General features: G+C 46.4%; 14 protein-coding genes. All 14 read right to left on the reverse strand.

Annotation, left to right across the window (positions count from 1 at the left end):
• Positions 1–95: 95 nt before the first annotated feature.
• Positions 96–998 carry a quinolinate synthase NadA gene (gene nadA, locus H5T88_05815; protein MBC7329860.1) on the reverse strand — a complete coding sequence of 301 codons (903 nt, stop codon included), beginning with the start codon at positions 996–998 and terminating at the stop codon, positions 96–98.
• Positions 974–2,011, reverse strand: coding sequence for a tRNA 2-thiouridine(34) synthase MnmA (gene mnmA / locus H5T88_05820; GenBank protein ID MBC7329861.1), 1,038 nt, complete (start codon positions 2,009–2,011; stop codon positions 974–976). Before mnmA ends, nadA begins: the two co-directional genes overlap by 25 nt.
• Entirely contained in the window at positions 2,004–2,645 is a 642-nt protein-coding gene (cysE, locus tag H5T88_05825) for a serine O-acetyltransferase (protein MBC7329862.1), read from the reverse strand. The genes mnmA and cysE overlap by 8 nt, the downstream gene beginning before the upstream one ends.
• Positions 2,646–2,866: 221 nt before the next feature.
• Positions 2,867–4,876: an AMIN domain-containing protein gene (locus tag H5T88_05830; GenBank protein MBC7329863.1), complete on the reverse strand. Its 2,010-nt coding sequence runs from the start codon at positions 4,874–4,876 to the stop codon at positions 2,867–2,869.
• Positions 4,873–5,433, reverse strand: a complete 561-nt coding sequence (locus H5T88_05835) for a hypothetical protein (GenBank protein ID MBC7329864.1) — start codon at positions 5,431–5,433, stop codon at positions 4,873–4,875. The genes H5T88_05830 and H5T88_05835 overlap by 4 nt, the downstream gene beginning before the upstream one ends.
• On the reverse strand, positions 5,430–6,077 hold the full coding sequence (locus H5T88_05840) for a hypothetical protein (GenBank protein ID MBC7329865.1): 648 nt from the start codon (positions 6,075–6,077) through the stop codon (positions 5,430–5,432). The genes H5T88_05835 and H5T88_05840 overlap by 4 nt, the downstream gene beginning before the upstream one ends.
• Positions 6,074–6,658 (reverse strand): PilN domain-containing protein, encoded by a 585-nt coding sequence (locus H5T88_05845; protein ID MBC7329866.1) that lies wholly within the window; start codon positions 6,656–6,658, stop codon positions 6,074–6,076. Before H5T88_05845 ends, H5T88_05840 begins: the two co-directional genes overlap by 4 nt.
• The gene (gene pilM, locus H5T88_05850) at positions 6,655–7,620 is read right to left on the reverse strand and encodes a pilus assembly protein PilM (protein MBC7329867.1); all 966 of its coding nucleotides are present in this window, start codon (positions 7,618–7,620) and stop codon (positions 6,655–6,657) included. Before pilM ends, H5T88_05845 begins: the two co-directional genes overlap by 4 nt.
• Before the next feature lie 205 nt (positions 7,621–7,825).
• Positions 7,826–9,268 carry a hypothetical protein gene (locus H5T88_05855; protein ID MBC7329868.1) on the reverse strand — a complete coding sequence of 481 codons (1,443 nt, stop codon included), beginning with the start codon at positions 9,266–9,268 and terminating at the stop codon, positions 7,826–7,828.
• Positions 9,232–9,753 carry a hypothetical protein gene (locus H5T88_05860; protein MBC7329869.1) on the reverse strand — a complete coding sequence of 174 codons (522 nt, stop codon included), beginning with the start codon at positions 9,751–9,753 and terminating at the stop codon, positions 9,232–9,234. Before H5T88_05860 ends, H5T88_05855 begins: the two co-directional genes overlap by 37 nt.
• On the reverse strand, positions 9,716–10,099 hold the full coding sequence (locus H5T88_05865; GenBank protein MBC7329870.1) for a prepilin-type N-terminal cleavage/methylation domain-containing protein: 384 nt from the start codon (positions 10,097–10,099) through the stop codon (positions 9,716–9,718). The genes H5T88_05860 and H5T88_05865 overlap by 38 nt, the downstream gene beginning before the upstream one ends.
• Positions 10,100–10,170: 71 nt before the next feature.
• A complete protein-coding gene (locus H5T88_05870) occupies positions 10,171–10,530 on the reverse strand; it encodes a prepilin-type N-terminal cleavage/methylation domain-containing protein (protein MBC7329871.1) in 360 nt (119 codons plus the stop codon).
• A gap of 237 nt (positions 10,531–10,767) precedes the next feature.
• On the reverse strand, positions 10,768–12,294 hold the full coding sequence (purH, locus tag H5T88_05875) for a bifunctional phosphoribosylaminoimidazolecarboxamide formyltransferase/IMP cyclohydrolase (protein ID MBC7329872.1): 1,527 nt from the start codon (positions 12,292–12,294) through the stop codon (positions 10,768–10,770).
• 21 nt (positions 12,295–12,315) lie between these two features.
• Positions 12,316–13,233 carry a GNAT family N-acetyltransferase gene (locus H5T88_05880; GenBank protein MBC7329873.1) on the reverse strand — a complete coding sequence of 306 codons (918 nt, stop codon included), beginning with the start codon at positions 13,231–13,233 and terminating at the stop codon, positions 12,316–12,318.
• Between the last annotated feature and the right edge of the window lie 4 nt (positions 13,234–13,237).

A 13,237-nucleotide genomic window follows, 5' to 3' on the forward strand; every position in this document is an offset into this window, starting at 1 on the left:
CTTCGTTGCTTCGCTCCTCGCAATGACAGAGAGGGTCAGCTCTCAATGACGAAATGTCTTTTAAGAAAGAAGTTATGTATTTTTAGATTCTGGATTCAGAGGGAGAACATCCTTTCTATCGTTTTCCTTGCCCTCTCTCTTATGCTTTCATCCAGTTCTATTTTATAGCTTAGAGTTTGAAGAGAGCGGAGGACTTTCTCCAAACTGATTTTCTTCATATCCTGACAAACAGCTTCCTCGTTCGCCGGCAAGAAGATTTTTTCGGACACCTCCCTTTTCAATCTATGACACATATCCCTCTCCGTCCCCACGATATAGCTTTGATAATTGCTCTCCTTGGCAAAACGAAGCATCTTTCCCGTCCCACCAACTAATTCCGCCCAGCGAATGACCTCCTCCTTGCATTCAGGGTGCACCATTAAAGCGGAATCGGGATGCTCCTTTTTAACCCTCAATACATCCTCCTCCTTAATCGCTTGATGAACTGGACATTCGCCTTGCCAGATGATTATATCTCTTCCCGTCTTCCTTCTCGCCCAGCTCGCGAGATGCCTATCGGGAAGAACCACCAACCTTCTATCCGCTGGCAGCTTCCGAATAACCTCAAGGATATTAGCTGAGGTATAACAGATATCGCATTCCGCCTTGACCGCCGCAGATGTATTCACATAAGCAAGAAATATAGCATCCGGATATTCTTCCCTCAATCTCCTCACATCCTCAGGGGTGATGCTATCAGCCAGCGGGCAGCCAGCTCCTTCATCCGGTAGGAGGACTATCTTTTCGGGATTCAGGATATGCGCCATCTCCGCCATAAATCGCACTCCGCAAAGCACTATTACCTTAGCATCTATATCCATACTGTACCTCGCCAATTCAAGTGAATCGGCGGCGAAATCGGCTATATCCTGCACCTCTGGGGGTTGATAATTGTGGGCGAGGATTATAGCTTTCCTCTCCCTTTTGAGTCTCTCTATCTCAGCCAAGATATTCTGCATATTATACCTCCTCCAAGAACTATTTCATCTCTATATAAAACCACAGATTGACCGAGGGCGGGAGCCCTTACGGGCTCCAAAAATTCAACCCTTAAAAGCTCGCCATCCCAGAAGATTTTGGCAGGCTTCTCGGGAGAACCATATCTTATCTTCGCTCCAACTATTTCTCCCTCTTCTGGTGGCTCGGTGAGCCAATTTAGCTCGCCAGCCCAGATTTCACTTGCCTCAATTTCCTCCTCCCTTCCCACCACGATGATGTTTTCTTCAGCCCTTATCTCCTTAACATAATAGCGTTCGCCCAAGGCTACGCCCAATCCCTCCCTCTGCCCAATCGTATAATTGGCAATCCCCTTATGTAATCCAAGAAATCTTCCCTCACTATCCATAATCGTTCCCTCTTTGAAGGCATCCGGGAAATGTTTCCTCAACAAATCGCGATAATCTCCTCTGACGAAGCAGAGGTCTTTGCTCTCCTCCTTATCAGCCACCGCGAGCCCTATCTCCCTCGCTTTCTCCCTCACCATTTCCTTGTCCCAATCTCCCAGAGGAAAGATTATCTTATCAAGAAGCTCAGCCTTGATGCTATAAAGGAAATAAGACTGCTCTTTTTTAGCCCTTCCCTTCAGCAGGATTTTCCTTCCTCTTTCATCTGTGGATATCCTCGCATAATGACCAGTAGCGATATAAGAACAGCCGAGCTCCTCAGCTTTTTCCCAAAGGACCCCAAACTTAATCATTCTATTGCAAAGGACACAGGGATTGGGCGTTACTCCCTTGCTGTATCCAAGAAGAAATGGTTGGAGAACTTCCCTATGAAACTCCTCTTGAAGATTGAAGACATAGTGTGGCATGCCAAGCTGTTCCGCTACGGTTTTTGCGTCTTTTATAGAAGGCGATGGGGTAGCAAGGAAGTTCATTGTCGCCCCAATCACTTCATACCCCTGTTGGAGAAGGAGATAGGCTGAGAGGGAAGAATCCACCCCACCGCTCATTGCCACGAGGACCTTAGCCATTTTGTCTTGCTTCTAACTCCCTTATCCTTTCCTCTAACAGGGAGAGACGTCTATTGATCTCTTTCAAGTATTCATCAAGAGGGTCGCCGACACGAGCGTGTTCAAGTGGAGGGATTCTTTTTCCCTCTCTCCGAACGATGCGAGCGGGAACGCCCACTACGGTGCAGTTAGGGGGAACGGATTTCAAGACAACCGAGCCCGCCCCGATTCTCGCTCCCTTGCCGACATAAATCGGACCCAAAAGAACAGCCTCAGCTCCTATAACGACATCATCATCTATCGTAGGATGGCGCTTGCCCTTTTCCTTTCCTGTTCCCCCCAGCGTCACTCCCTGATAGAGCGTAACATTATTACCTATAATGGTCGTCTCACCGATAACCACTCCCATCCCATGGTCTATAAAGAAACCCTTTCCGATTTTCGCCCCTGGATGGATTTCTATTCCCGTGAGGAGTCTGCTGATTTGTGATATTAGACGGGCGAGGAAGCGGAGATTTGCCTCCCAAAAAAGATGAGCGATGCGATGAAATATTATCGCCCAGAGCCCGGGATAAGTGAGGACCTCCCAGATGTTCCTCGCCGCTGGGTCTCTCTCAAAAACCGCTCTTATATCTGCTTTGAGAGTTTCAAGCATATTGAAATAAAATTATAACTAAAATTCTCGGATTAACAAATTAAATAAAGTGTGTAAACGCGGGTTTCGTTGCTCAAATAAAATCCAAAGGCGAGCTTTTAGGTATAAGGCATAAAATGAATTTTCTAAAAATTTGTAAATGCTTTGAACGAGTTGTAGGCAATGTGGGAAAGCCTCGCATTCATTTTCTCGTTTTACTATCTCAAGGTCTCACAATATCCTTACTCAATAACTGAAGCTGTTATGAATATGAGTATCTCGCTATGCGTCTTTGTCTTGCTCCTCCATCGGAAGAGATTACCAAAGAAAGGTAGGTCGGCGAGGAGGGGAACTTTCCTCATCTGTTCTAAATCCTTCTCCTGCAAAAGCCCTCCTAACACGATGCTTTCTCCACTTTTCAGCCTCAGCACTGTTTCCGCCTGGCGAGTGGCTATTTGGGGGAGGTTTTCCGGACCGGTCATTCCTATGAGATAGCTGATTTCCGGTCTGACATAGAGGGTTATAGAGTTATCCTCGGCTATCTTCGCGTTAAGCCTTAATATAACGCCGACCTGTTCCTCAGCGATCTCATAAATGGGCATACCCAGGGGAGTAATGCCTGTCCTTTTTGTATACATAATCCTTTCTCCAACCAATATATTTGCTCCCCTTCCATCAATTAAAGCCAAGCTTGGATTAGCAAGCTGGATTCCCTTCCCGCTTGAAAGTATGGCATCAAGTTGAGCGGCAACCTGCAATGGGCTTCTATCAATTCTTCCTATTTTCAACCCTTCACTGGCAGATTCCGTAAAGGTTTGAGAAATTGGGAAGCCCCATTCTATTCCGATTTGTTTTGCCGCATCCTCGCTTATATCCGTAATCCTCACTTGAATGTGGATTTGCTTGGGGGGAATATCCAATTTCTTTAAAGTTTCCTTAGCTTTGTTTACGATGCTTTCCGGTCCACTAAGGACGAGTTTATCGGGTTTCTGCTGAAACATCGCCGGCGAATAACCCATCCCCATACCAGCTCCATAACCCATACCCAAACCGCCGAGACCGCCTACCCCGGTTGTCCCCGTTGTTGTTCCAGCGCCCAAACCGCCAAGCCCCCCATATCCTCCCATACCATATCCCCCCATCCCATATCCGCCAGCCATAGCGGCGAAAGCGGTGAAGGCTTGGCCCGGCGCCTTGGCAGCTTTCACCTCCGGATAAAGGTTCTTCAGCATCTCTATTGCATCGTCCACATCTAAATAGGAAAGCCTGATTACCTCTGTAACTTCCTTTTCCTTCTCAGGAGGAGCTTGTGCTGTGTCCAAATCAGAGATGAACTTGGAAACACTTTGCAATTCTTCTACAGGGACAGTTGCAGCAATGGCATTTCCAACCACTTGAAACTTCCCTTTAGGGAAAACTTTCTCCAGCACAGGCTGAATATCGGAGGGCTTGGCGAACTTGAGGGGAATGGTTGTAGTTATGGTGGGAACGGGGGAAAGCCTTTCCATCTCCTGAGGGGTAGCGATTATATATCCTGCTTTTTCCTTCTTAAACACGAGATTATTCAGTTTACAAATCATCTCTATTGCATCCTCAACCTTTATATTCTCAGCCGTCAGCGTTACCTCCCCTTTGACCTCCGAGGACAAGAAGAAATTTATCCCCGTTTGCATTGTCAATGACTTGAAGACATCCCTTATGTCAGTCTTGAGGAAATCAATTGATATCAAACCATTGTCATAGGAAATTGTATGTTTAACATCGCTGTTATCCGGCTTAGGGTCATCTTGACTGTTGTCCAGTTTGGCGGTAGGAACAGGTAAAATGGGAAAATTGTCCCTTGTTCTTTTCTTCTCAGGAGCCTCCGTTTGGGGTTTCTCCCGCCCCTTAATCAAAAGCCTCAGCTTATTATCTTCCTGCACTACATAATATGAAGTTTTCTCCGCCATTTGAACGACTAAGCGAGCTATTGGAGGGGATTGTTTGAACTGGGCGAGCCTGATTTCGTCAACGGGATAAAATAGGGGCTTTTCCAATCGTGTGGCTTCCTTATAAATCGTCTCGGGGAAATCTATCACAATTCTAAATGGGGCGCTCATTTCCACCACTTTGTAATTTTGGGGAATCTTCCCCGAGATGTTGACGCAAAGGATATCCTTCCTCTGCTCAAGTGATAACCCGGTAATTGAATTATCGGCAAAGAGAAGCCCAAAGACGAAAACGGAAATAATCAACAACAGGTGTCTCTTCATTCGGGCCTTCCTCCTTCCAAAATGATGTTTCCTTCCGCTCCCTCAATTATAATTTTTCTTCTTTCTACCTTCCTTAACTTATACCCATCAATCTTTTCTCCCTCTCTTACAAGCAGGCTCTTCTCACCCACTTTTATAATCGCTAAACTTCTCGGACCCACAACAGTTCCCGAAAGGACAACGCTTTTGATAGCTTCAGTGGAGGTTGGTTGACCTTGAACCTGCCCCTGAACAATCACCGGTGCGGGAAGCTTGGGAGGTTGAGTGGTTGCAGATGGTTTCTTAGGGGTCGGTGCCTTTTCGGAAACCAAGGGGACGAAGGGATTGCGAGGTGGGAGGGCAAGGGATAGGTTCGCCATTGTTTGAGGTGGAATAGATGTGGGGGCAGGTTGAGCTGTTTCTGGACTTGTTGTTGGCGCTGCACCACCTACTTTTTTCACTCCGGCAGGTTTGGGCGAGGGGGTGACTCCTTTTAACATAGTAATTGAGCGATAGAGAAGCCCGACTAAGACGATTGCCAAAACAACGAGCAAGATAATCTTCGTTCTATTCTTCATTTCCTCTCACCCGCCAGGACAGCCATATTCAGAAACATAGAAACCCTCAATATAGGTGCTCCTCCCTCCCTTTGTTGGGTGGTTATATCAAGCTTGGAAAGCGAAATAGCCTTGGGGGAACGGCGAAAACCGTCAAGGAATTTATTGATGGCGTAGAAATTTCCCTCAACTTGCAGATTCAAGGAAATCGTCTCATAAGGGCTGGGCTCCGTGGTCTCCTTTGGTTTCGCTTCCTCTCTGTAGGCACCCCGCTTTGCGGTTTCCTCGGGCGCCTCCTTTTTGGGGGGTGGTTGAGAAGGTGCTGCTTGAGGTGATATGTTGGTTATCTTTACATTGCAAACCTTAGCCCAGTTCTCAATTTCCATTAGGAAAGTGGGAACATAAGCCGGTTTGGGAAGCTCCCACTCTATCTCCTTCATTTGCGTTCTCAGGGAGCTCAAAGTCTCTTCCAATTGGGGTATTTTATTATAAATAGCATAATAGCCCTCTAACTCACTTGTTCTTTGTTTTATTTGTGTCTTCAAATAACCCATATTTCTCTGCTGAATATACACGATGAAAGACAATAAGAGGAATTCCACAACAAAAATGAGGATGATTATCCTTAAAGTTCTACGTGTTACCCTTATCACGGGAATTTTCATTTCGTCCCACCCCCTTGCAGGGGAGCTTGAAGCTCTATCTGATATTGAACGACATTCCTTTCACCTATCTTCGTTAAGTTCGCTGATTTTAGATTCGTGTTTTGATAGCGATTCGTGCTTTGTAGCCTCAGGATGAAATTCCCCACACTGCTGTAGCTCAAAGCTTTTCCATTTACCTGTATTTGAATGGCGCTGGTTTGGAGTGGAGAGAAGGAGAGGCTATCAAGCCAGCAATCTGAGGGGAGAAGCCTTTGAATTTCCAGTGAAATTCCCTGCAAATAAAAAATCCCCTGTCGCAAGCCTTGAATAAACTGTATGCGGGGATTAAGAGAATCTATTTCTCTCTGAAGCTCTTCAGCATGCCGAAGAAGAGGAGTAAATCCCTCAATCTTGGTTTGAATTTCCCTTAAGTCGCCTTGGAGGGTATATATCCGGATGGAGGTATAAAAGAGGTAAAAGATAATGACCGCGAAAAGGAAGACACAAGCCCAAATCATTTGTCTTCCTCTCTTCTCTATTAGTCTCTCTCTTCTCTTCCTTTCCGCGACGAGATTTATGAGGACGAATCTCCTCTCCTTCATTCCGCTACCCCCTCAAGGATTGCTATTCTTTCCCTCATAGCTAAGCCGAAAGCTACAACGAAGAGAGGGTATGAGGATAGGAGGTTATTTAGTGCTGTCTCTTTGCTTCTTGCGTCAAATTGTTCCCTTTCAATTGAGGCAACTTCACAAGGGATGCCCAGAGATTTGCCCAAATACTCAGAGAATTCAGCTAAATCTTGCCTGCTCCCAGAAACTATCAGCCGATTCACGACTTCTCCTCCCCCACTTTCTTCCCCATATTGGGCGCGATAGAAATCCAAGAACCTCCTCACCTCTCGCATCAACCTATCCCTATCCTCTTCTTTTCTCTCTTTCGTCGCTGGAAGAGCCCTTGTAAGAGTGAACTTGCCCTTTTCAACTATAAGCATCGTGGAGTATGAACCACCCGTATGTAGGATTGCTAAGTTTTCTCCTCTCCTTACCTCCGATATGTCAACGAGGGCTCTTTGAATGGCGAATGGCTCTACATCTAAGGCTGTGAGCTCCAATCGCAATCTTTCGGCAAGTATTACTCTCTCCTCAATCATAGCTGTAGGGACGACGGCGAAGATGACATCCACCTGCTGCTGTTCGCCCTCGGGAGGAGAGATGACTTGATATTCTATGGTTGCATCCTCTGGTGGGAAAGAGATGAGGGATTTAGCCTCCCATAGCAAGGTTCTTTTCAATTGACCTTCAGGCATAAGGGGAATCCTCGTCCTGCGGACAAGGACGAGGGGATTGAAAACGGACATCGCAATTCTATCCGCTACAAATTGCTCAGCGCTGAGCAATTTGTCAAGCGCAACGGCTAATTTATCCAAATCCCTTATCCTTCCCTCCTCAATTGCTCCTTCAGGAGTGGGAGCTATGGCCGCCCGAAGGAGATTTATCTTCTCCCCTCGGGCATCCAGCTCAACTGCTCTGATATAACGAGAGCCTAAATCTATTCCTGTATACATATTTTTGTTCTATTGTATTATAAAATAGATTTCCACGCAAGTGAAATTTTTATCTAAAGCTAAATCGCTTTTTGTCATGGCGAGCAAAAGCGAAGTAATCTCCTTTCCGTGTTCTTAAAAAGAGATTGCCACGGGCTCCTTGTAGGGGCCCTCGCAATGACAGTGGAGGTGATTGCCACGGGCTTCCTTTCGTCTATGTAACCTTTCATTTTTCCTGCCATGCAAGGAAGTAGATGGGATGGGCTATCGTCTCGCCGGGAAGTGGAAGATTAATCTCCCTTATGCGGGGGTCATAAGTTATTTGCACATTCCCCTTCGTTATTATTTCGTCTCCTATCACTGCTCCGTTTATCTGCACATTACCTAAAAGGTCAACCTCTGTCGGCAACTCAACATTGTGGGAGTATAGCAGGCCATCAATCCTAACATTCCCTGCCACTTTCAGTTGTCCCGGGGTTATTAATGCTAAGAAATCATCTCCCGATTGATATACTACATCCCCTGTTACAGATATTCCTTCCACAGCAACTATCAACCCCTGCCCACTCACTGTTCCCGATACGCTCGCTTTTCCCTCAACGAAAATTACCCCATTTATCGTGAAATTCCCTGAAAAGGTTTTATCACCGGGATAATATTGGGTTGCGATGGAGCGATAATAATTTAAATCTATATCAGGAAGAGGTATCTTTGGTTGGTTCTCCAAAACCTTGCCATCTATTTGATTGTCTCCACCATAAGTTACATTCCCTCCCGCGGAGACATTTCCCGAGGGCGAATCAGCAATATTATCCCCATTTGTATCAACATAATATATAAAAGGACCCGAGCTTTGCACGCTGTCAACCCTTTCATCCCCATCGCTATCATAGAGTAAAGGAACGCCATTTTGGTCCTTAACCACATCATCTACTACGCCATCAAGATTGGTATCTATTGCGTAGGGTGTTTCAACTACGCCGTTTCCATCGTAGTCTATGTATTTGGGAACCTGAAGCCCTTGCACCGTCACCCATTCAGCATTAGAGGGAATGGGATTGACTGTCTTCAAAGATATAGTTAGGGTGTAAACATCCGCCGTCCCGGTAAAGAGAATGTCTCCGTTTCCCCCCATCTCTCCCTTTACCCAGCTGCTTCCGACTAATTCAATGTCCCTATTGCTAAATATAGCGAAATCAAAGATTCTTGAGCGTTGAAGGCTCCAAGAAAGCCGGATTAACGCCCTAACGGTCCTTTTCTCTCCTGTAGTGGAAAAACCCTCGGAGATAACTTCCGCATAATAGGGACCGGGTTCAGGCTCAGAGGGATTGAGGATGTTAACCGTGAACTTGAAATAGCCGATATCAAACCTATCGCTTGGGTCGGCTGAGGGGTCTTCGGAGTATTGCCCAGTGGAGCGGAGAGTTTGAGCTGATCCATTATAGTTGTTTGCTAAAGCCCAAAGGCACTTGCTCACTCCGGCATCTGCGAGCTGGAGGGCAACCGTCATTTGGGAAGTTCTTGTGGAGGAATGGAGAGCCTGAACAGCGAAGCTCAAAAAGAATACGCTAACGATAGCGAGCAGCAATATGAGAATTAGCACAGTTATAAAAGCCACCCCTTTCCTGTTCCTCAATTTCTCGCCCAAGCCTTTGCTTCCAATGAGCATACCTGTTCACCTTCTCTCGCTGAGATTTCCACTTTCACTCTGTCCAAATTTCCCTCCAAATAAAAGGAGAGAGAATCTATCCCATCGGTAATCGTTCTCGTTTCCGTCCCCTTCTGGCGGATGATTTTTCCATCGTTTGATAGATAATAAATAACGGGCTCTGGGTCTCTAACCGTTGGGAGAAGGATGTTGCCGTTGGAATCCATCATCGGCAGATAAAGTGTAATGGAAGAATCTCCTTCTTGAGGAAGCTCTATATCCATCGCCGTTCTTATATCTCGCAAAATCCATTCCATCGCCAATCTCGCTTTCCTCTCAGCGCCTGCTTTTTTCTCTCCCCATTCCCTGCCTCGCAATGCGAGGAGATAGAGGCTCCATGCGGAGAGAATTACGAGGACTATGATGAGGGAGACGACGAGCGCCTCAATAATGGTTAGCCCTTTTCTCTTAGTAGTATAAAGAAATGAGGGACGATATTTTAACATTTCCACTTGTCCTTTCCGTTCCTTGCCAGCTTATAACTATATCTACCTTTGCTAAATTGGGGGATGTGGGGGTTGGATAAGGGGATATGATTATTTCTCCCTGCCCATTCGGCAATTGGCTCACTTGGAATGTCTGTGTGCCAAAGGTCAAGGAATTATAGCCTGCCTTTCTCAATTCCTCCATTTTCCCTTGTGCTATATCGGTCGCTATGCTAACTAATTCACCTTTTTGGATGATTGCCTGCCCACTTGGAAAAGCGGCAGAAAATATAAGAACTAATAGAGCCGCCAATAACATAGCAACGACGGCTTCAATTAATGTGAATCCCTTGATATTCATTTTCATCATTTCCCTTCAATATGGGGAGGTGGGGCTCCCCCCCAAGGGGAACCCCACCCTCCTTCAGACGCTGGTGGTTAGAGGCTGTTCATAGCAGCGGTCAGCTCTCCATGGACATTGCATGTAATGGTGTAGGTGTTAAGAGTACCAGTAATGGTGTATATTCCACCGCTCGGGCATGTAGGGATTGTTTTGAGCCAGTTATTGTATGCATTGAGGTCGGTTGGGACCGCTGTATCGCCGGAAGCCTTTGTCTCCATGCCCCATTGCTCTATCGCTGACTGTATCTGCTTCATATTCGCTACGCAAGCTCTCAGCCTGGCATTCTCTCTTGCCCTCAGGAAGTTGGGGAGGGCGATGGCGATGAGAATGCCGATGATGAGCACGACTATCATCATCTCCACCAGTGTGAAGCCTTTCCTGTTTCTCTTCGTCATTTCTATCCACCTCCTTTCTTTTTGGAATTTAGACTACGAAAAGCCATTTTTTGTTCCATATATATTATTATACATCGCTTTCAAGTTCCGTCAATATAATTTTTTAATTTTTAAAGCAAAAGAAAATATTTGTCAATGTTTTTAAAAGACCTCTAAAGAAAGATTGCTACGGTCTCCCGTCGGGAGCCCTCACAATGACAAAAAGAGCTTCGCTCCTCGCAATGGCAAAATTCCATCCTAATGCCTGAAATGCCGTATGGATGTGAAGACCATCGCTATGCCGAGCTCGTTTGCCTTCGCAATCACTTCCCCATCCCTCACTGAACCTCCCGGCTGAATTATCGCCCTTATCCCATACCTTCCCGCCAATTCCACGGAATCGGGAAAAGGGAAAAAGCCATCTGAAGCCAGAACAGCTCCTCTCGACCTTTCCCCTGCCATCTCAAGCGCTATCCTCGCCGACCTTACCCTGCTCGGCTGTCCTCCCCCTATCCCAAGCGTTGTCTTCCCCTTCGCAACAACTATCGCATTTGACTTCACATATTTGCAAACTATGAAGGCAAACAATAAATCCTCCATCTCCTCCGCCGTCGGCTCCTTCTCCGTCACTACCCTCAGCTCCTCTGGCTTATATGTCAATTCATCCCCTTCCTGTAAAAGAATGCCTCCTTTCACTCCTCTTATATCCCACCAATTCCTCTTTCCCATCTCTACCCTCACCAGGCGAAGATTCCTTCTCCTTTGCTTCAAAATCTCAATCGCTTTATCCGTGAAGGAAGGAGCAACGACAACTTCAATAAATGTTGAGGCTATTTCCTCCGCCAATCTCTCATCCACTTCCCTATTCACCGCTACAACTCCCCCGAAGGCCGATTCTGCATCCGCCTCCCTCGCCTTTATATATGCTTGAAGTATATCCTCATCAATGCTCACTCCACAGGGGCTTGTGTGTTTAACGACGACGGCGCAGGGCTCCTCAAATTCCTCCGCCAGCCTCATTGCCCCATCAATATCAAGGATATTATTGAAAGAGAGCTCCTTTCCTCCAAGCTGGCGAAGTCCGCCAAGGGAGAAGGGTGGAAGGAAGCGATAGAAAGCGGAGCTCTGATGGGGATTCTCTCCATAACGAAGATTTTGAACTCTCTCAACCGGAAGCTGGTAGATGGGAGGGAAAGCCTCTTCCTCAAATTGGGATAGGTATTGCCATATGCTCAAATCATAAAGGGCAGTTCTACGAAAGGCTTTTATGGCGAGATTGCGTAGGGTTTCCTCGGAAAGGGAAAGGGCATTTTGCTTCAATTCCTCAAGCACCAAGGGATAATCAGCAGGGTCGCAGATGACAGCAACGAAAGGAAAATTCTTACCTCCCGCTCTCAATAGGGCAACCCCTCCTATATCAATCATCTCCAAAGCCTCATCTAAAGAAGGGGCTTTCTTTATTATTTCCTCAAATGGGTAAAGATTGACGCAGACGAGGTCTATGGGCTCAAGATTCATCTCCCTCAACTCATTCAAGCTTTCTTCCTCCCTCTTCGCCAGGATAGGAGCGAAGATGTTGGGATGGAGGGTCTTAACTCTGCCGAAAAGAAGGGATGGGAAGCCAGTGAGTTCCCCCACTTCCTTAACTGTCAGCCCCTGCTGTTTCAGATAAGCGGCTGTCCCCTCCGTGCAAATTACCTCTACTCCCATACTCAGGAGAGAGGAGACGAATTCAAGTATTCCCGTCTTATCATAAACGCTCACAAGTGCTCTCTTTACCTTCATAGATAAAAATCAACCTCCTTTTTAACTAACTATTAAATTGATAGTCCTCTGCATATCGCTGATTGCTTTTTGCGTTTCCCTCTCTCTTTCAATTTCCTCCGCCGAGGGCGGAAGTTCCTTTTTGAGAGTCCAATAAACACGCAGGATTTGAGCACCCACAGCCTTCCAATAAAAGCAAATCGGTCCAACCCAAGGGATTATTGCCCTCTTATATCCCAACTCCTTCAAATCCCTCAAGCTTCTCCTCAACAGCTCGCTACCGATTCCCCTCCTTCTCATATCCTCTCTGGTTCCCGTTGGTCCGAAAAAGCCTGGATTTGTAACCTCATAGGCGGCGAAGGCGACGATTTTCCCATCTATCTCCCCTATGTGGCAGGAGATGGGATTGTTCTTGTAGGCAGCCATCGTTTCCTCCAGCCAATTGATGGAGAAGTTGGCGAGCATAAATTTCCTCAGCTCCTCTTTATCTTTTTCCTCCAACCTCCTAATAACCACGCCCGGAATATCTTGGTCATTGTGTTGGAAATCCTCTAAATCAAGGAACATATCAACCGCTTCACCCACCTTTCTATAGCCTTTCTTCTGGAAGAAGCAGAATGCCTGGGTATAGCGTGGGTCCAAGCCGGGGAAGAAATACCAAAGCCCGCCTCCAACCTGCGCCTCCTTGGCTCCCATTACTTGGGCGTGTTTTTCCCATTCCCTCAAAATTATGCTTCCATACCCCTCCTCGCAAGCTATCGCCTTTATGTAAGCAGTCTCACCTCGCTTAGCTCCCAAGATGACTGCCTTCCCATCCTCTACGATGTTCAGGGAAGGAGTATAAGCAGGGTCCTCAAAAACCCTCATCCTCACTTGCTCATAAGTGAAGCTGTCTAAATAGAGCTTCTTATTGAGGAAATCTGTAACCCAGCTGGCATCGTCAATATTCATAAACCTCATATCT

The sequence above is a fragment of the bacterium genome (genome assembly GCA_014360495.1).
Lineage (GTDB): Bacteria > Armatimonadota > JACIXR01 > JACIXR01 > JACIXR01 > JACIXR01.

Bases quoted from the DNA above. Each gene is read 5' to 3' on its own strand.
- nadA (MBC7329860.1), bottom strand. From the start codon at position 998: ATGCAGAATATCTTGGCTGAGATAGAGAGACTCAAAAGGGAGAGGAAA.
- mnmA (MBC7329861.1), bottom strand. From the start codon at position 2,011: ATGGCTAAGGTCCTCGTGGCAATGAGCGGTGGGGTGGATTCTTCCCTC.
- cysE (MBC7329862.1), bottom strand. From the start codon at position 2,645: ATGCTTGAAACTCTCAAAGCAGATATAAGAGCGGTTTTTGAGAGAGAC.
- H5T88_05830 (MBC7329863.1), bottom strand. From the start codon at position 4,876: ATGAAGAGACACCTGTTGTTGATTATTTCCGTTTTCGTCTTTGGGCTT.
- H5T88_05835 (MBC7329864.1), bottom strand. From the start codon at position 5,433: ATGAAGAATAGAACGAAGATTATCTTGCTCGTTGTTTTGGCAATCGTC.
- H5T88_05840 (MBC7329865.1), bottom strand. From the start codon at position 6,077: ATGAAAATTCCCGTGATAAGGGTAACACGTAGAACTTTAAGGATAATC.
- H5T88_05845 (MBC7329866.1), bottom strand. From the start codon at position 6,658: ATGAAGGAGAGGAGATTCGTCCTCATAAATCTCGTCGCGGAAAGGAAG.
- pilM (MBC7329867.1), bottom strand. From the start codon at position 7,620: ATGTATACAGGAATAGATTTAGGCTCTCGTTATATCAGAGCAGTTGAG.
- H5T88_05855 (MBC7329868.1), bottom strand. From the start codon at position 9,268: ATGCTCATTGGAAGCAAAGGCTTGGGCGAGAAATTGAGGAACAGGAAA.
- H5T88_05860 (MBC7329869.1), bottom strand. From the start codon at position 9,753: ATGTTAAAATATCGTCCCTCATTTCTTTATACTACTAAGAGAAAAGGG.
- H5T88_05865 (MBC7329870.1), bottom strand. From the start codon at position 10,099: ATGAAAATGAATATCAAGGGATTCACATTAATTGAAGCCGTCGTTGCT.
- H5T88_05870 (MBC7329871.1), bottom strand. From the start codon at position 10,530: ATGACGAAGAGAAACAGGAAAGGCTTCACACTGGTGGAGATGATGATA.
- purH (MBC7329872.1), bottom strand. From the start codon at position 12,294: ATGAAGGTAAAGAGAGCACTTGTGAGCGTTTATGATAAGACGGGAATA.
- H5T88_05880 (MBC7329873.1), bottom strand. From the start codon at position 13,233: ATGAGGTTTATGAATATTGACGATGCCAGCTGGGTTACAGATTTCCTC.